This window comes from Paenibacillus sp. XY044 (genome assembly GCF_002257645.1).
Taxonomy (GTDB): domain Bacteria; phylum Bacillota; class Bacilli; order Paenibacillales; family Paenibacillaceae; genus Paenibacillus_AQ.
This window is the reverse complement of the sequence record NZ_NQMO01000017.1, coordinates 24,792-42,444: the sequence shown is the minus strand read 5'-3', so window position 1 is coordinate 42,444 and position 17,653 is coordinate 24,792. Positions and strand designations below refer to the sequence as shown.

Sequence of the window (17,653 nt, the reverse complement as noted above, 5' to 3'; positions counted from 1 at the left end):
TGGCTTGATATGGAAAAAAGATGGTACGTAGTTCATACCTACTCTGGGTATGAGAATAAGGTCAAAGCCAATTTGGAAAAACGCGTTGAGTCCATGGGCATGGAAGACAAGATTTTCCGCGTTCTTGTTCCGATGGAAGAAGAAGTGGTAAACAAGGACGGCAAGAAAAAGGTCGTCATGAGAAAGGTTTACCCCGGATATGTCTTGGTAGAAATGATCCAGACTGACGATTCCTGGTACGTTGTTCGCAATACGCCAGGGGTTACGGGTTTTGTCGGTTCAACGGGTTCGGGTTCCAAGCCGACGCCTTTGCTTCCAGAAGAAGTGGAACAGATTCTGAAGCATATGGGCATGGAAGAGCCGAAGCCGAAGATCGAATTCGATATTAAAGAATCCGTACGTATCAAAGTTGGTCCTTTTGCGAATTTTGTTGGCTCGGTAGAAGAAATTCTCGTCGACAAGAGCAAGCTTAAGGTACACGTCAACATGTTTGGACGGGAAACCCCGCTTGAGCTGGATTATACTCAGGTGGAGAAGATATAAAGTTCTTCAGGTTTCTTGTGGGAGGGCCCAAAGGCCCGCTAACCACTTTTGAAGGAGGTGTCTTACATGGCAAAGAAGGTAATCAAGGTTGTTAAACTGCAAATCCCAGCAGGTAAAGCGAATCCGGCACCACCAGTAGGTCCAGCTTTGGGTCAAGCAGGTGTCAACATCATGGCATTCTGTAAAGAATTCAACGCTCGTACCGCTGATCAAGCTGGTCTGATCATTCCGGTTGAAATTTCGGTATTTGAGGATCGTTCCTTTACGTTCATTACCAAAACTCCACCGGCTGCAGTTCTGCTTCGCGTAGCTGCCAAAATCGAGAAGGGTTCCGGTGAACCTAACAAGAAGAAAGTCGCTACCGTTAAACGCAGCACTGTCCGTGAAATCGCTGAGCAAAAAATGCCTGACCTTAACGCCGCTTCCGTTGAAGCAGCTATGCGTATGGTTGAAGGTACTGCACGCAGCATGGGCATCACAATCGAAGACTAATCCGGTTTTTCTTGCGACACCCGGCCTATGAGGCCGGCACATGTGGGAGGAATATCCGCTAAAACCACAAAGGAGGAACAAACATGGCTAAACATGGTAAGAAATATGCTGAAGCTGCCAAGCTGATCGACAGCGAAGCAGTATACGAGCCAGCAGAAGCTGTAGAGCTTGTGAAAAAGGCTGCGACTGCCAAGTTCGACGAAACCGTTGAAGTTGCAGTTCGTTTGGGCGTTGACCCACGTAAACAAGACCAAGCCGTTCGTGGTGTCGTTGTCCTGCCTCATGGCACGGGTAAAACACAACGCGTTTTGGTATTTGCGAAAGGTGACAAAGCGAAGGAAGCGGAAGCGGCCGGCGCGGATTTTGTTGGCGATCAGGACATGATCAACAAGATCCAACAAGGCTGGTTCGAATTCGACGTCTGCGTCGCTACACCTGATATGATGAGCGAAGTCGGTAAACTGGGTCGTCTGCTCGGTGGTAAAGGCCTCATGCCTAACCCTAAAGCAGGAACAGTTACGTTCGATGTTTCCAAGGCTGTTCAAGAAATCAAAGCCGGTAAAATCGAATACCGTCTGGACAAAGCAGGTCAAATTCACGCACCGATCGGTAAAGTATCCTTTGATGCGGACAAACTGAATGAGAACCTCAAATCTCTCATCGACGCACTCAACCGTGCTAAACCAGCTGCTGCAAAAGGTGTTTATCTGAAAGGGATCGCCGTATCCTCGACGATGGGACCAAGCGCACGCGTGAATACAGCAACATTTAAATAAGTTATCGTTGACTCGTTCTGAGTTATCTGTTACTATATAAAAGTTGTTGTTCAGGTCTTTATGACCGACCACTAAAGTTGAATATGCTTACCGTAGACAGTAGGTGCCTTAGGGCTTAATTTCCTACCGAGGTGTTGTGATAGAATATATATGATTTCCTGCATTTTGCCCGGACAATCATCATTCATCAGGCCTTCGTAAATCTACGGAGGCTTTTTACTTGCCTATGAAATCGGAGAAGTCAAGAGTACTCAGACTCGAAGCGGATTCCGACGTAGATCGAACTGGCGGCCGGCATGTCCGGCCGGACAGTCATTGAAACTTTCAGGAGGTGTAGACATTGGCAAACGCAAAAGTGATTCAAGCGAAACAAGAAGCTGTAGAAGTGGTAACTGCGAAATTGCGCGAAAGTGCAACGACAGTAGTAGCCGACTACCGTGGATTGAACGTTTCCCAAGCTACCGAACTGCGTAAGCAGCTTCGCGAAGCGGGTGTTGAATTCCAAGTGTTGAAAAACACTTTGCTGCGCCGTGCGACTGCCGCTGCTGAGCTGACTGAACTGGACGAAGTATTGACCGGTCCTACAGCTATCGCATTCAGTGCAGAAGACGCCGTAGCACCAGCTAAAATCCTTAACGATTTTGCTAAGAAGAACGAAGCTTTGAAACTGAAAGGTGCCGTGGTTGAAGGCCGTGTAGTCAGCGTTGACCAAATCAAGGCGTTGGCAGAACTGCCATCCCGCGAAGGTCTCCTTTCCATGCTCCTCAGCGTGCTTCAAGCTCCAGTTCGCAACTTCGCGCTTGCAGTTAAGGCTGTGGCTGAGAAAGAAGAACAAGGAGCGTAAGCTTCCCGTTCTGACTGCTTAAAGTAAACAAAAAATAATTTTATTATAAAATGGAGGTTCAACCATGAGTAAAGAGCAAATCTTGGAATCAATCAAAGGTATGACTGTTTTGGAACTGAACGACCTGGTTAAAGCAATCGAAGAAGAATTCGGCGTAACTGCTGCAGCTCCAGTAGCTGTAGTTGGTGGCGGCGCTGGCGCAGCTGAAGCTGCTGAGCAAACTGAATTCGACGTAATCCTGGCTAGCGCTGGCGCTTCCAAGATTAACGTTATCAAAGCCGTTCGCGAAATCACGGGTCTTGGCTTGAAAGAAGCTAAAGAACTCGTTGACAACGCTCCAAAACCACTGAAAGAAAAAGTGGCTAAAGAAGAAGCTGAATCCGTTAAAGCTAAATTGGAAGAAGCAGGCGCTACTGTAGAAGTGAAGTAATTCCTTCTCACTTGAAGCACATAGCAAACCCCTTGAATCATTCAAGGGGTTTGTTTTTGTAAAGCCGCATCCCTTGTGACTAAATGACTAGAACCAGGGGATCCTGTGTAATGAAACCAAGGATTCGGAGGGAAAGCATGTCACAGCATTACTATTCCAATCAGCCTGAAGCCGGACATGACCGGCGAAGTCTGGAAGAGCGACTGCGGGGTGCAGTCTACAAGTTCACGAGCGATGCCGGGGTGTTTTCCAAGAAGGGAATTGATTATGGCAGCAAGGTACTGATCGAAGCGATGGACATTCCGCAGGGGTCCGAGGTTTTGGATGTGGGTTGTGGATACGGTCCGATCGGTCTGGTGGCGGCAAGACTTGCCGGGGACGGTCATGTGACGATGCTGGATGTAAACAGCCGCGCTGTGGAACTCGCCAAGGAAAATGCCAGACTGAACGGGATCGCCAACGTGACGATTCTGGAGAGCGATCTGCTGCAGCAGGTCGAAGGGAAGAGTTTCGATGTTATATTGACCAATCCGCCGATTCGTGCCGGCAAGGATACGGTACATCGCATTTTCGAGCAGGCGTATGAGCATCTTCGCGAAGGAGGGTCCTTATGGATCGTTATTCAGAAGAAACAAGGGGCGCCATCGGCAAAGGCGAAGCTGGAGAGTCTGTTTGCAGAGGTAGAGGAAATCACCAAGGATAAAGGGTACCGGATTTTTAAGGCTACAAAATCTTTTCAATAATTTGCAATAGGACTATTGACTTGAAAAATCATGTGTGATATTATTATAAAATGTCAGTATTAGGATAGGCTTCTTGTCTTTAGTTGACTGAAATGTCAATAGTTTTATGCGGAGATATGCATAAAATAGGGCATGTCCACGTATAATATGTACATTTTGGGCAAATCTACTGGATATGAAGTCACTTCTATGTTTAGAAGGTAACCATGGATAAGTTGCTCTTTGTTCGAAAGCATTCGGGTAAGGGCTTTTCTTTATTTGTGGATGAATCCTCTGCATGAATCCATTATAAGGTTCCAAACAGAGGTTCGCAATCAATTTTTAAAGTGAGTAGACATGAGGGGTGAGTTAAAGTTGGCAGGACATCTTGTTCAGTATGGTCGACGCACTCGGCGAAGTTATGCACGAATTAATGAAGTACTTGAGATTCCGAACCTGATCGAAATCCAACAGAAATCATATGAATGGTTTTTGGAGGAAGGATTGCGCGAAATGTTCCAGGATATCTCGCCAATTCAGGATTTTACGGGCAATTTGGTGCTGGAGTTCATCGACTACAGCCTGGGCGAACCCAAATACACCGTCGATGACGCAAAAGAGCGTGACGTGACGTATGCGGCGCCGCTTCGGGTGAAAGTACGGCTCATCAACAAAGAAACCGGAGAAGTCAAAGAACAGGAAGTATTCATGGGAGATTTCCCTCTGATGACGGAGACCGGTACGTTTATTATCAACGGTGCAGAACGGGTCATTGTCAGCCAGTTGGTACGCTCTCCTAGCGTCTATTTCAGCACGAAAGTCGATAAAAACGGTAAGAAAACCTATACTGCAACGGTGATTCCGAACCGTGGTGCCTGGCTTGAACTGGAGACGGATGCGAAGGACATCATGTATGTCCGGATCGACCGTACCCGTAAAATCCCGGTTACCGTTTTGCTCCGGGCGCTTGGTTTTGGCAGTGACGCCGAAATTTTGGACCTGCTCGGCAACGACGAATACATCCGCAACACGCTGGACAAAGACAATACCGACTCTACGGAAAAAGCGCTCATCGAAATTTATGAACGTCTCCGTCCGGGCGAGCCGCCTACCCTCGACAATGCGAAGAGCTTGCTGGTAGCGCGCTTCTTTGATCCAAAGCGTTATGATCTGGCCAATGTCGGCCGTTATAAAATCAATAAAAAGCTGCATATCAAGAACCGTCTGTTCAACCAGCGTCTTGCTGAATCTCTGATCGACACCGACACCGGTGAGATCATTGCCGAAGCCGGACAAATGGTGGACCGCCGTCTCCTTGACGAAATCCTGCCACACCTGGAGAAGACTGTCGGACACAAGACGTATCATGTTGCCAATGGTGTGCTCGATGCCGACGACATTCCGATGCAGAGCATCGATGTGTTCTCTCCAATCGAAGACGGCAAGGTCGTCAAAGTGATCGCGAACGGTAATATCGATAAATCGGTTAAGCATATTACACCTGCTGATATTATTTCCTCGATCAGCTACTTTATTAACCTGCTTCATGGCATCGGCGACACAGACGATATCGACCACCTGGGTAACCGTCGTCTGCGTTCGGTCGGTGAACTGCTGCAGAACCAGTTCCGTATCGGTCTGTCCCGTATGGAACGCGTCGTACGCGAGAGAATGTCCATTCAGGATGCGAATGTCATCACGCCGCAGGCGCTGATCAACATCCGTCCGGTCATCGCGTCGATTAAAGAGTTCTTCGGAAGCTCCCAGCTGTCCCAGTTTATGGATCAGACGAATCCGCTTGCCGAACTGACTCATAAACGCCGTCTGTCCGCGCTCGGACCCGGCGGTTTGACGCGTGAGCGCGCGGGCTTTGAAGTTCGTGACGTCCATCACAGTCACTATGGCCGGATGTGTCCAATCGAGACGCCGGAAGGTCCGAACATCGGTTTGATCAACTCCTTGTCTACGTTCGCACGAATCAACGAATACGGCTTTATCGAAGCTCCGTACCGTTGGGTCGATCCGAAGACGGGTGTCGTTACAGACCAGATCGACTACCTAACGGCCGATGAGGAAGACAACTATGTGGTCGCACAGGCGAACGCAGTGCTGAATGAAGAAGGCAAGTTTGCGGATGAAATGGTTATCGTCCGTTACAACAAGCAGTCCGACAACATTTTGCCGATGCCGAGTGAGCGCGTGGACTACATGGACGTATCGCCGAAACAGGTCGTTTCGGTCGCTACGGCGCTGATCCCGTTCCTTGAGAATGATGACTCCAACCGCGCACTGATGGGTTCGAACATGCAGCGTCAGGCTGTGCCGCTTCTCGTGCCTAAAGCTCCGCTTGTAGGTACAGGAATGGAACACAAGTCTGCGAAGGATTCCGGGGTATGTATCGTTTCCAAATTTGACGGAGTAGTTGAACGTTCTTCCGCCAACGAGATCTGGGTGCGCCGCATCGAGACTGTGGACGGCAAAGAAGTTAAAGGCGACATCGTTAAACATAAATTACACAAATTTATGCGTTCGAACCAAGGCACATGCATCAACCAACGTCCGATCGTGAAGAGAGGCGACATCATCAAGAAGGGTGACATCCTCGCGGACGGTCCTTCGACGGAAATGGGCGAGTTGGCTCTTGGACGTAACGTCGTCGTAGCGTTTATGACCTGGGAAGGTTATAACTACGAGGATGCCATCCTCCTCAGTGAGAAGCTGGTGAAGGAAGATGTGTATACTTCGATTCATATTGAAGAATATGAATCCGAAGCCCGTGATACGAAGCTCGGACCGGAAGAAATCACTCGTGATATTCCGAACGTCGGCGAGGAAGCACTCAAGAACCTCGACGAGCGCGGCATTATCCGGATCGGTGCTGAAATCAGCGCTGGCGATATTCTCGTTGGTAAAGTTACACCAAAAGGCGTAACGGAGCTTACGGCGGAAGAGCGCCTGCTGCACGCCATCTTCGGTGAGAAGGCGCGCGAAGTGCGTGACACCTCCCTGCGCGTACCTCACGGTAGTGACGGGATTATCGTCGACGTCAAGGTGTTCACCCGTGAGAATGGCGACGAGCTGCCTCCTGGCGTGAACCAGCTGGTTCGGGTGTACATCGCTCAGAAACGTAAGATTTCTGAAGGTGACAAAATGGCCGGACGTCACGGTAACAAAGGGGTCGTGGCCCGCATCCTGCCGGAAGAAGATATGCCGTTCCTGCCGGATGGTACGCCGGTACAGGTCGTACTGAACCCGCTGGGGGTACCTTCCCGGATGAACATCGGGCAGGTTCTGGAAGTCCACCTGGGCTTTGCGGCGATGCGTCTTGGTATTCACGTGGCCACGCCGGTATTCGACGGTGCCAACGAGTATGACGTATTTGATACCATGGAAGAAGCCGGCATGCAGCGCAACGGTAAAACGCGTCTGTACGACGGCCGCACGGGCGAAATGTTCGAACGTGAAGTTACCGTCGGCGTCATGCACATGATCAAGTTGGCCCACATGGTTGACGATAAAATCCATGCCCGTTCAACTGGACCATACTCGCTCGTTACGCAGCAGCCTCTGGGTGGTAAAGCTCAGTTCGGCGGACAGCGCTTCGGTGAGATGGAAGTTTGGGCGCTGGAAGCTTACGGCGCCGCATATACACTGCAAGAGATCCTGACCGTTAAATCCGACGATGTGGTCGGCCGGGTGAAAACCTACGAGTCCATCGTTAAAGGCGAGAACGTTCCGGAACCAGGTGTTCCTGAATCGTTCAAGGTTCTGATCAAAGAGCTTCAATCCCTCGGTATGGATGTTAAGATCCTGAGCGGTGACGAGCAGGAGATCGAGATGAAAGAGCTCGATGATGAAGACGAGGCAGGCAGCGATAAGCTGAGCCTCAACCTGGAAGGCGAAGAAGTCGGAGTGGAATAAAGGCTGTGTGAAGGCGGGCGGTGATACCGTCCGTCCTCATTCACGGTTCAAATCATTAGGACTAGGTTAAGGAGGGTTGCTCCTTGTTGGACGTTAACAATTTCGAATTCATGAAAATCGGGCTTGCATCCCCGGAAAAAATTCGTTCATGGTCCCGCGGAGAAGTGAAAAAGCCGGAAACCATCAATTACCGTACGCTGAAACCGGAGAAAGAAGGCCTGTTCTGCGAGCGGATTTTTGGACCGCAAAAAGACTGGGAATGCCATTGCGGCAAATATAAGCGTGTCCGTTACAAAGGCGTAGTCTGCGATCGCTGCGGCGTGGAAGTTACCCGCGCGAAGGTGCGCCGCGAACGGATGGGTCATATTGAGCTGGCAGCTCCTGTATCCCATATCTGGTACTTTAAAGGCATTCCGAGCCGTATGGGTCTCGCTTTGGATATGTCGCCAAGATCTCTGGAAGAGATCATTTACTTTGCATCTTATGTTGTAACCGACCCTGGAGATACGCCTCTGGAGAAGAAACAGCTTCTGTCCGAAAAGGAATACCGCAGCTATCGTGAAAAATACGGCTATGGTTTCCAAGCGGGCATGGGTGCTGAAGCGATCAAGAAGCTGCTGCAGGATCTTGATGTTGAAAAAGAACTTGAATTTCTGAAGGAAGAGCTGCGTACGGCTCAAGGCCAGCGCCGCAACCGTGCGATCAAGCGTCTGGAAGTCATCGAGGCTTTCCGCAACTCCGGCAACAAGCCAGAGTGGATGATCATGGACGTACTTCCGGTTATTCCTCCGGAACTGCGCCCGATGGTACAGCTGGACGGCGGACGTTTCGCAACGTCTGACCTGAACGACCTGTACCGCCGCGTCATCAACCGGAACAACCGTTTGAAGCGTCTGCTTGATCTGGGAGCTCCGGACATCATCGTTCAGAACGAAAAACGGATGCTGCAGGAAGCGGTTGACGCCCTGATCGACAACGGCCGCCGCGGCCGTCCTGTAACAGGACCAGGCAACCGTCCATTGAAATCCCTCAGCCATATGCTGAAAGGTAAGCAAGGACGTTTCCGGCAAAACCTGCTCGGCAAACGCGTTGACTATTCCGGCCGTTCCGTTATCGTCGTCGGTCCGTATCTGAAAATGTATCAGTGCGGTCTGCCGAAGAAAATGGCTCTGGAACTGTTCAAGCCGTTTGTCATGAAAGAACTTGTAAACAAGGGCCTCGCCCATAACATTAAGAGCGCTAAACGTAAGGTTGAGCGTGTAAGTCCGGAAGTTTGGGACGTTCTCGAAGAAGTCATTAAAGAGCATCCGGTTCTGTTGAACCGTGCCCCTACGCTTCACCGTCTCGGTATCCAAGCGTTCGAACCGATCCTGGTGGAAGGTCATGCGATCCGTCTGCATCCGCTCGTATGTACGGCTTACAACGCCGACTTCGACGGCGACCAGATGGCGGTTCACGTTCCGTTGTCCGCAGAGGCACAGGCTGAAGCCCGTATCCTCATGCTGGCATCCGGCAACATTTTGAACCCTAAAGACGGTAAACCGGTCGTTACGCCTTCGCAGGATATGGTTCTCGGATCTTTCTATCTGACCATGGACAACAAGGATGAGAAAGGTTCCGGCATGATTCTGAGCTCCGTGAACGAGGCCGTATCGGCTTACCAACGCGGAACGGCAGGTCTGCATGCACGGGTAGCCATTCCGGTTAAAGCGCTCGGCAAAACGAGCTTTACCGACAAACAGCAGGATGCAATGCTCTTGACGACCGTCGGACGCATCATCTTCAACGAAATTTTCCCGAGCAGCTTCCCGTACATTAACGAAGCGACCCGTGACAATCTGTTCAACGGAACCCCGGAGAAATATTTCGTCTATGAAAAAGGCGCGGACATCCGTGAGCGCATGTACGACCTGCCTATAAGCAGCGCCGTTGGTAAAGAGTATCTGGGCCAAATCATTGCCCGTTGCTTCGAGATTTACCACACGACGGAAACGTCCGTTATTCTGGACAAAATCAAGCAGCTCGGCTTCACGTATTCGACGCGTGCCGGCGTAACCGTTGCGGTATCCGACGTTATCGTTCCGGATGAGAAGCAGGAGATCCTGAAGGAATCCGACGAGAAGGTTGCGGTCGTTACGAACCAATACCGCCGCGGCTTGATTACGAACGAAGAACGGTATGACCGCGTTATCGATATTTGGTCCAAAGCGAAGGATGACATTACGGATATCCTGATGAAATCCATGGACCGCTTTAACTCCATCATGCTCATGGTTGATTCCAAAGCACGGGGTAACAAATCGCAGATTACTCAGCTCGGCGGAATGCGGGGTCTGATGGCGAACCCATCCGGCCGGATCATCGAACTCCCGATCAAATCCAACTTCCGTGAAGGTCTGACCGTCCTCGAGTACTTCTTGTCGACGCACGGTGCCCGTAAAGGTCTGGCGGATACCGCGCTGCGTACAGCTGACTCCGGTTACCTGACACGCCGTCTGGTTGACGTTGCCCAAGACGTTATCGTCCGCGAAGAAGACTGCGGTACGGATAAAGGCTTCACCGTCAGCCGGATTCAGGATGGTAAAGAGGTTATCGAGGACCTGTATGACCGTATTGAGGGACGCTACTGCTTCGAGACCGTTCGTCATCCGGAAACCAATGAAATTCTGGTTAACCGCAACGAGCTGATCGATTCGGATAAAGCGAACCTGATCGTCAACTCCGGCGTCAAGAAACTGCAAATCCGTTCGGTACTCAGCTGCCGTGCCCGTCACGGCGTATGTAAGAAGTGCTACGGACGCAACCTGGCCACAGGCAAATTCGTGGAAATCGGGGAAGCTGTCGGCATCATCGCCGCGCAATCCATCGGTGAACCAGGAACCCAGCTTACCATGCGTACGTTCCATACCGGTGGTGTCGCAGGGGACGATATTACCCAAGGTCTTCCGCGTATTCAGGAGCTTTTCGAAGCCCGGAATCCGAAAGGTCAGGCAACCATCAGTGAAATCGACGGCGTCGTGAAGGAAATCCGCGAAGCGAAAGACCGTCGTGAAATCGAAGTCCAAGGTGAAGCGGAAACGAAAGTGTACTCCGTAACCTACGGTTCCCGTCTGCGTGTATCCGAAGGTCAGGAAATCGAAGCCGGCGACGAGCTGACGGACGGTTCCATCGACCCGAAAGAAATGCTGCGCATTAAAGGGATCCGCGGTGTGCAGAACTACATTCTGCAGGAAGTTCAGCGCGTATACCGTAACCAGGGCGTAGAAATCAACGATAAGCACGTCGAAGTTATGATCAAGCAGATGCTGCGTAAAATCCGTATCGTCGATGCGGGAGATACACCGCTTCTTCCTGGATCATTCACCGACATTCATGAATACGAAGCAGCGAACAAAGAAGCAATCCTGTCCGGAAAAGAGCCGGCGGTGGCTAAACCGGTTCTGCTCGGTATCACCAAGGCTTCCCTGGAGACCGATTCCTTCTTGTCCGCGGCATCCTTCCAGGAGACGACCCGCGTACTTACCGATGCGGCGATCAAAGGCAAGGTTGACCAGCTGCTAGGCCTGAAAGAAAATGTCATCATCGGTAAATTGATCCCTGCAGGTACCGGTATGAACCGTTACCGCAGCGTCAAATTCGATGATCCGAACGCCGAAGATCAGGACTCCAAGGAGCTTGAAACGGCAACAGTAGAGTAATAGATTGCAAATCAGGCGGTTTTGCGCGGAGGCGGCATGAAAAATAGGCTGCTTCCGCGAAAACTTTACTGAAACATTCTTGACATCGCCTAATGCAAGTGCTAATATAGCAAAGGTGCGTGAGTGGTTAAGTACCCCTGTGCTTTTGGAGGAATCGCAAGATGTCTAATGATAAAGGATTACAGGATGCTCATGTCAAGATCGGTGCCAAACAAACGATGAAACTCGTAGAATTGGGCCAAGCCGCCGAAGTGTTTGTGGCGGAAGATGCGGAACATCGGCTCGTTTCAAAGGTCGAAGCTCTTTGCAGTAAGCATGGAGTGAAGATCACCTATGTGGATACTATGCAGCATTTGGGTAAAGCATGTGGGATTGAAGTGGGCGCAGCAATGGCTGCCATCATTAAATCATAGGGTAAGGAACGTTTTTGTTGGAGAAATCAACAGAGTTCTTCCGGCAAAGACTTTTCATTTGTTCTTTTATGAACCGCCTGGGTCTGTGGACTTAAAAAGAGGTTTGTAATGAGGATAAGTAATATGGGAAGGGGGTGGCTAACATGCCAACAATTAACCAGCTAGTTCGCAAAGGACGTCAAGCTAAGATCTACAAGTCGAAGTCCCCTGCATTGCAGAAAGGATACAACGCTCTGAAGCGTGAAGAGACAGGACTTAGCGCTCCTCAAAAACGTGGTGTCTGCACCCGTGTAGGTACAATGACGCCGAAGAAACCGAACTCCGCGCTTCGTAAATATGCCCGTGTTCGCTTGACGAACCGCATCGAGGTGACTGCTTACATTCCGGGGATCGGACACAACCTGCAAGAGCACAGTGTGGTATTGGTTCGCGGTGGACGGGTAAAAGACCTTCCAGGTGTTCGTTACCATATCGTTCGCGGTGCGCTTGATACTGCAGGTGTGAACAACCGGATGCAAGCTCGTTCCAAATACGGTGCAAAACGTCCGAAAGCTAAAAAATCGTAATTGATTCTATAAGAGTCAAAGACTTAAGAAAGGGGGATATCCATGCCACGCAAAGGTCCAGTTACTAAGAGAGACGTACTGCCGGATCCGGTGTACAACAGCAAACTGGTTACACGCCTTATCAACCGCATCATGCTGGATGGTAAAAGAGGTGTTGCCCAAAGCATCCTTTACAATTCGTTCAAACTGATTCAAGAACGTACGGGTAAAGATCCTATGGAAGTGTTTGAAGCAGCTATCAAGAACATCATGCCAGTGCTGGAAGTTAAAGCTCGTCGTGTCGGCGGTGCAAACTACCAGGTGCCAATCGAAGTAAAACCTGAAAGACGTACGTCTTTGGGATTACGTTGGCTCGTGAACTACTCCCGCAACCGCGGTGAGAAGACAATGGAAGAGCGTTTGGCGGCTGAGATCATCGACGCTTCCAACAACACAGGCGCTTCCGTTAAGAAACGCGAGGACACTCACAAAATGGCTGAAGCGAACAAAGCGTTTGCGCACTACCGCTGGTAGGATTCGGCTTAATAAAATACACTTCAATTTTGAAGGGAGACTATTTTCATGGCAAGAGAGTTCTCCTTGAAAAATACACGCAACATCGGGATCATGGCGCATATTGACGCTGGTAAAACGACCACCACAGAGCGGATCTTGTTCTACACAGGCCGTACGCACAAAATCGGTGAAGTTCACGAGGGTGCGGCTACAATGGACTGGATGGAACAAGAGCAGGAGCGCGGGATCACGATTACTTCCGCTGCGACGACCGCTTCGTGGAAAGGTCACCGCGTTAATATCATTGACACCCCAGGGCACGTTGACTTCACAGTTGAAGTTGAACGTTCCCTTCGTGTATTGGATGGGGCAGTAGGTGTTTTCAGTGCGAAAGAGGGCGTTGAGCCTCAGTCTGAAACCGTATGGAGACAGGCTGACCGCTACGGCGTTCCGCGGATCGCATATGTAAACAAAATGGATATCATTGGTGCCGATTATTTGAACGTCGTTAACGACATGCGCGATCGTCTGCAAGCGAACGCAGTAGCGATTCAATTGCCGATCGGTGCAGAGAACGACTTCGTTGGCATCATCGACCTGGTAGAGCAAAGAGCTCATATGTACAAAGACGACCTGGGTCAAAACATTGAAGAGGTAGACATTCCGGCCGAGTTCAAAGACAAAGTCGAAGAACTTCGCGCTGAACTGATCGAAAAAGTCGCAGAACTCGACGAAGACCTGACAATGAAGTATCTGGAAGGTGAAGAAATCACAGTTGCAGAACTGAAGGCTGCCCTCCGTAAAGGGGTTTGCGAAGTTAAGATCTTCCCGGTTATCTGTGGTTCCTCTTACCGCAACAAAGGGGTTCAGCTGATGCTGGACGCTGTTATCGATTATCTGCCAGCTCCAGTTGACGTACCATCGATTCAAGGTCACCTTGAAGACGGTACGGAAGTTGAGCGTCATTCTTCCGATGAAGAACCGTTCGCTGCTCTGGCGTTCAAAATCATGACAGACCCTTATGTCGGTAAACTGACGTTCTTCCGCGTATACTCTGGTATTCTTCAATCCGGCTCTTACGTATTGAACGCTACCAAAGGCAAACGCGAACGTATCGGACGTATCCTTCAGATGCACGCGAACAGCCGTCAAGAGATCAGCGAAGTTTACTCCGGTGATATCGCGGCTGCGGTTGGCTTGAAAGATACAGGTACAGGCGACACGCTGTGCGACGAGAAAGCTCCGGTTATCCTGGAATCCATGAACTTCCCGGATCCGGTTATCGAAATCGCAGTTGAGCCAAAAACCAAAGCCGACCAAGACAAAATGGGCGTTGCTTTGGGCAAATTGACAGAAGAAGATCCTACGCTGCGTGCTCATACAGATGAAGAGACTGGCCAGACGATCCTGGCTGGAATGGGTGAACTTCACCTCGATATCATCATCGACCGTATGCGTCGTGAGTTCAAGGTAGAAACCAATGTGGGTAAACCACAGGTTGCTTACCGTGAAACCTTCCGTCAACCAGCTCGCGTTGAGGGTAAATTCGTACGTCAGTCCGGTGGCCGTGGTCAATACGGTCACGTATGGGTTGAATTCGAGCCTCTCGAAGCAGGTACTGGCAGCCAGTTCGACAGCAAAATCGTCGGTGGTTCGGTACCAAGAGAATACGTCCAGCCTGCACTGAATGGTATCGAGGAAGCCATGAAGAATGGTGTCCTTGCCGGCTTCCCGCTTGTAGACATCAAAGCTACAATCGTAGACGGTTCTTACCATGATGTCGACTCCAATGAGATGGCGTTTAAGATTGCCGGTTCCATGGCGCTTAAAGCAGCAAAAGACAAGTGTAAACCTGTCCTGCTCGAGCCAATCATGAAAGTCGAAGTTACGGTGCCTGAGGAATACATGGGCGACGTAATGGGCATGCTGAACTCCCGCCGCGGACGTATCGAAGGTATGGATAGCCGTTCCGGCGCTCAGATTATCCGTGCGAAAGTGCCTCTTTCCGAAATGTTCGGATACTCGACGACACTTCGTTCCGGTACCCAAGGACGCGGCGTGTTCTCCATGGAACTCTCCCACTACGAAGAAGTTCCTAAGAACATCTCTGAAGAAATTATTTCGAAGTCCAAAGGATCTGACGAATAATTTTTGCTTTTGAGTTTTAAACCCTGGCCGGTACGAATACATCCAGAACTACTTGCATAAATACCGGTCAGTTCAAACATAAAATTTATATTCAATCCATTTAAGGAGGAATTGTTCAAATGGCAAAGGCTAAGTTTGAACGTAATAAACCGCACGTTAACATCGGTACTATTGGTCACGTCGACCATGGTAAAACAACTCTGACTGCTGCTATCACAACTGTATTGTCCAAAACTTACGGCGGTGCTGCAGTAGCATTCGACCAAATCGACAAAGCTCCAGAGGAGCGCGAACGCGGTATCACCATCTCCACTGCACACGTGGAATACGAAACACCTAACCGTCACTATGCACACGTTGACTGCCCAGGTCACGCCGACTATGTTAAAAACATGATCACTGGTGCTGCTCAAATGGACGGAGCGATCTTGGTTGTATCCGCAGCTGACGGCCCAATGCCGCAAACTCGCGAACACATCCTGCTCTCCCGTCAGGTAGGCGTACCTTACATCGTCGTATTCTTGAACAAATGCGACATGGTTGAAGACGCTGAACTTCTTGAACTGGTTGAAATGGAAGTTCGTGACCTGCTGAACGAATATGAGTTCCCAGGCGACGACACTCCAATCATCCAAGGTTCTGCTCGTGAAGCTCTGCAAAACCCAGACGGCGAGTGGGCACAAAAAATCGTCGAAATGTTCAACATCATCGATGAGTACATTCCTCTTCCAGAGCGCGACACTGACAAACCATTCCTTATGCCAGTCGAGGACGTGTTCTCCATCACTGGACGCGGTACTGTTGCTACAGGCCGTGTAGAACGCGGAACGGTTAAAGTGGGCGACGAGGTTGAAATCGTTGGTATCGCTGAAGAAACTAAGAAATCCGTCGTTACGGGCGTTGAAATGTTCCGTAAATTGCTGGATTCCGCTCAAGCTGGTGACAACATCGGTGCCCTGCTTCGCGGTGTAGACCGTAACCAAATCGAGCGCGGTCAAGTACTTTGCAAACCGGCTTCCGTTAAACCGCATACTGAGTTCGCTGCTCAAGTATACGTTTTGACTAAAGAAGAAGGTGGCCGTCATAAGCCTTTCTTCACTGGATACCGTCCTCAGTTCTACTTCCGTACAACGGACGTAACTGGTGTGGTTAACCTTCCAGAAGGAACTGAAATGGTTATGCCTGGCGACAACATCACTGTAACCGTTCAACTGATCGCTCCAATCGCGATTGAAGAAGGAACGAAGTTCACGATCCGTGAAGGTGGACGTACAGTAGCTGCTGGTGCCATCGCAACTATCAGCAAATAATTAAAAGGCGAACTGCCTTCCATATAGCAACGATGTGCTGGAACGAGTAACGCTGTGTTGTAAACGAAAGAGATGCAGAGGAATCCTCTCCTGGCGGGAGGATTCCTTTCTTTATATATAGGAAGAAAAGAACAACGACGCTTTTCAATAAAAGCTTGCATTATGCCCATTCTTTATATATAATAGTGAATGTTGTTCTGAGACGTTGCGATGATGTGAGAGGTTACTGACACACCCGGCCCCTTTGCCATGGAGCGGTGTGTTTAGAAAATTTTCACGGAGTATGTCCGATACCAAATTGGGCGATAGAAGGAGGGACTAAAATGGCAAAGCAAAAAATTCGTATTCGTTTGAAAGCTTACGATCACAGAATTCTTGATCAATCCGCTGAGAAAATCGTTGAAACTGCAAAACGTTCGGGTGCTGGTGTATCTGGACCGATTCCACTTCCAACTGAGAAACAAATCATTACTATTCTCCGTGCGGTACACAAGTATAAGGATTCTCGGGAGCAATTCGAAATGCGCACACACAAGCGTCTGATCGATATTGTAAACCCAACTCCACAAACTGTGGATGCTCTTATGCGCTTGGACCTGCCGTCCGGTGTAGATATCGAAATCAAATTGTAATCCGAAATGGAATTAAGACGGGAAAAGAGGTGTCAACATGAAAGGTATCTTAGGAAAAAAACTCGGAATGACTCAAGTATTTACTCCAGAAGGTAATGTAATTCCTGTGACGGTTATCGAAGCAGGTCCTTGTGTTGTTCTGCAAAAGAAAGATCTTGAGAACGATGGCTACGAAGCTATTCAAATCGGTTTCGCCGATAAGAAGGAGAAGCGTGCAAACAAGCCAGAAGCAGGTCATGCTAAAAAAGCTAACACTGCACCTAAGCGCTACGTTCGCGAAATTCGCGGTGTTGACCTCGGATCATTCGAGGTTGGCCAAGAACTGAAGGCGGATGTCTTCGCAGAAGGCGAATTTGTTGACGTAACCGGTACTTCCAAAGGTAAAGGCTTCCAAGGCGTTATCAAACGTTGGGGACAAAGCCGCGGACCAATGGCTCACGGCTCGCGCTACCATCGCAGACCGGGTTCCATGGGCTCCATCCAGGCTAACCGCGTTCCTAAAGGAAAGCGTCTGCCAGGACACATGGGTAATGCTACGGTAACGGTACAAAAACTTGAAGTTGTTAGAGTCGACGTAGAACGTAACGTTCTGCTCGTTAAAGGTGCTATTCCTGGACCTAAAAACAGCTTCGTTAAAATTAACGAAACGGTGAAGAAGTAATC

Annotated in this window: 15 protein-coding genes and 1 other annotated feature; all 15 genes read left to right on the top strand. The window is 49.8% G+C overall.

The features are described from left to right. Window positions 1–9: 9 nt before the first annotated feature. The 15 genes from nusG (at window position 10) to rplC (ending at window position 17,651) form a co-directional block, all read left to right on the top strand. Window positions 10–543 carry a transcription termination/antitermination protein NusG gene (nusG, locus tag CJP46_RS34835; protein ID WP_076176722.1) on the top strand — a complete coding sequence of 178 codons (534 nt, stop codon included), beginning with the start codon at window positions 10–12 and terminating at the stop codon, window positions 541–543. A gap of 66 nt (window positions 544–609) precedes the next feature. Further along, complete coding sequence (gene rplK / locus CJP46_RS34830) at window positions 610–1,035, top strand: 50S ribosomal protein L11 (RefSeq protein WP_076176723.1); 426 nt, start codon at window positions 610–612, stop codon at window positions 1,033–1,035. Window positions 1,036–1,118: 83 nt separating this feature from the next. Beyond that, window positions 1,119–1,811 carry a 50S ribosomal protein L1 gene (gene rplA, locus CJP46_RS34825; RefSeq protein WP_094600189.1) on the top strand — a complete coding sequence of 231 codons (693 nt, stop codon included), beginning with the start codon at window positions 1,119–1,121 and terminating at the stop codon, window positions 1,809–1,811. Window positions 1,812–1,883: 72 nt separating this feature from the next. Next, window positions 1,884–2,039 (top strand) — a sequence feature (ribosomal protein L10 leader region). A gap of 112 nt (window positions 2,040–2,151) precedes the next feature. Next, window positions 2,152–2,655, top strand: coding sequence for a 50S ribosomal protein L10 (rplJ, locus tag CJP46_RS34820; RefSeq protein ID WP_094600188.1), 504 nt, complete (start codon window positions 2,152–2,154; stop codon window positions 2,653–2,655). Window positions 2,656–2,719: 64 nt separating this feature from the next. Beyond that, a complete protein-coding gene (rplL, locus tag CJP46_RS34815) occupies window positions 2,720–3,085 on the top strand; it encodes a 50S ribosomal protein L7/L12 (RefSeq protein WP_094600187.1) in 366 nt (121 codons plus the stop codon). Window positions 3,086–3,222: 137 nt separating this feature from the next. Next, a complete protein-coding gene (locus CJP46_RS34810) occupies window positions 3,223–3,828 on the top strand; it encodes a class I SAM-dependent methyltransferase (RefSeq protein WP_094600186.1) in 606 nt (201 codons plus the stop codon). A 354-nt stretch (window positions 3,829–4,182) separates the two neighbouring features. Next, window positions 4,183–7,728 carry a DNA-directed RNA polymerase subunit beta gene (gene rpoB, locus CJP46_RS34805; protein WP_094600185.1) on the top strand — a complete coding sequence of 1,182 codons (3,546 nt, stop codon included), beginning with the start codon at window positions 4,183–4,185 and terminating at the stop codon, window positions 7,726–7,728. 83 nt (window positions 7,729–7,811) lie between these two features. Then, a complete protein-coding gene (gene rpoC, locus CJP46_RS34800) occupies window positions 7,812–11,426 on the top strand; it encodes a DNA-directed RNA polymerase subunit beta' (protein WP_094600184.1) in 3,615 nt (1,204 codons plus the stop codon). 161 nt (window positions 11,427–11,587) lie between these two features. Beyond that, window positions 11,588–11,839, top strand: coding sequence for a ribosomal L7Ae/L30e/S12e/Gadd45 family protein (locus CJP46_RS34795; protein ID WP_094600183.1), 252 nt, complete (start codon window positions 11,588–11,590; stop codon window positions 11,837–11,839). A 143-nt stretch (window positions 11,840–11,982) separates the two neighbouring features. Next, on the top strand, window positions 11,983–12,405 hold the full coding sequence (rpsL, locus tag CJP46_RS34790; protein WP_076176731.1) for a 30S ribosomal protein S12: 423 nt from the start codon (window positions 11,983–11,985) through the stop codon (window positions 12,403–12,405). Window positions 12,406–12,447: 42 nt separating this feature from the next. Beyond that, window positions 12,448–12,918, top strand: coding sequence for a 30S ribosomal protein S7 (rpsG, locus tag CJP46_RS34785; protein WP_094600182.1), 471 nt, complete (start codon window positions 12,448–12,450; stop codon window positions 12,916–12,918). A 48-nt stretch (window positions 12,919–12,966) separates the two neighbouring features. Then, entirely contained in the window at window positions 12,967–15,048 is a 2,082-nt protein-coding gene (gene fusA, locus CJP46_RS34780) for an elongation factor G (RefSeq protein WP_094600181.1), read from the top strand. A 119-nt stretch (window positions 15,049–15,167) separates the two neighbouring features. Beyond that, entirely contained in the window at window positions 15,168–16,358 is a 1,191-nt protein-coding gene (gene tuf / locus CJP46_RS34775) for an elongation factor Tu (RefSeq protein WP_094600180.1), read from the top strand. 323 nt (window positions 16,359–16,681) lie between these two features. After that, window positions 16,682–16,990 carry a 30S ribosomal protein S10 gene (gene rpsJ, locus CJP46_RS34770; protein ID WP_005544556.1) on the top strand — a complete coding sequence of 103 codons (309 nt, stop codon included), beginning with the start codon at window positions 16,682–16,684 and terminating at the stop codon, window positions 16,988–16,990. 37 nt (window positions 16,991–17,027) lie between these two features. Further along, entirely contained in the window at window positions 17,028–17,651 is a 624-nt protein-coding gene (gene rplC, locus CJP46_RS34765) for a 50S ribosomal protein L3 (RefSeq protein WP_094600179.1), read from the top strand. Window positions 17,652–17,653: the final 2 nt, after the last annotated feature.

What these genes read in the sequence shown, in the direction of transcription:
- rplL (WP_094600187.1), top strand. Translation starts at nt 2,720, where the DNA reads ATGAGTAAAGAGCAAATCTTGGAATCAATCAAAGGTATGACTGTTTTG.
- CJP46_RS34795 (WP_094600183.1), top strand. Translation starts at nt 11,588, where the DNA reads ATGTCTAATGATAAAGGATTACAGGATGCTCATGTCAAGATCGGTGCC.
- rplK (WP_076176723.1), top strand. Translation starts at nt 610, where the DNA reads ATGGCAAAGAAGGTAATCAAGGTTGTTAAACTGCAAATCCCAGCAGGT.
- nusG (WP_076176722.1), top strand. Translation starts at nt 10, where the DNA reads ATGGAAAAAAGATGGTACGTAGTTCATACCTACTCTGGGTATGAGAAT.
- CJP46_RS34810 (WP_094600186.1), top strand. Translation starts at nt 3,223, where the DNA reads ATGTCACAGCATTACTATTCCAATCAGCCTGAAGCCGGACATGACCGG.
- rplC (WP_094600179.1), top strand. Translation starts at nt 17,028, where the DNA reads ATGAAAGGTATCTTAGGAAAAAAACTCGGAATGACTCAAGTATTTACT.
- rplA (WP_094600189.1), top strand. Translation starts at nt 1,119, where the DNA reads ATGGCTAAACATGGTAAGAAATATGCTGAAGCTGCCAAGCTGATCGAC.
- tuf (WP_094600180.1), top strand. Translation starts at nt 15,168, where the DNA reads ATGGCAAAGGCTAAGTTTGAACGTAATAAACCGCACGTTAACATCGGT.
- rpsL (WP_076176731.1), top strand. Translation starts at nt 11,983, where the DNA reads ATGCCAACAATTAACCAGCTAGTTCGCAAAGGACGTCAAGCTAAGATC.
- rpsJ (WP_005544556.1), top strand. Translation starts at nt 16,682, where the DNA reads ATGGCAAAGCAAAAAATTCGTATTCGTTTGAAAGCTTACGATCACAGA.
- rpsG (WP_094600182.1), top strand. Translation starts at nt 12,448, where the DNA reads ATGCCACGCAAAGGTCCAGTTACTAAGAGAGACGTACTGCCGGATCCG.
- fusA (WP_094600181.1), top strand. Translation starts at nt 12,967, where the DNA reads ATGGCAAGAGAGTTCTCCTTGAAAAATACACGCAACATCGGGATCATG.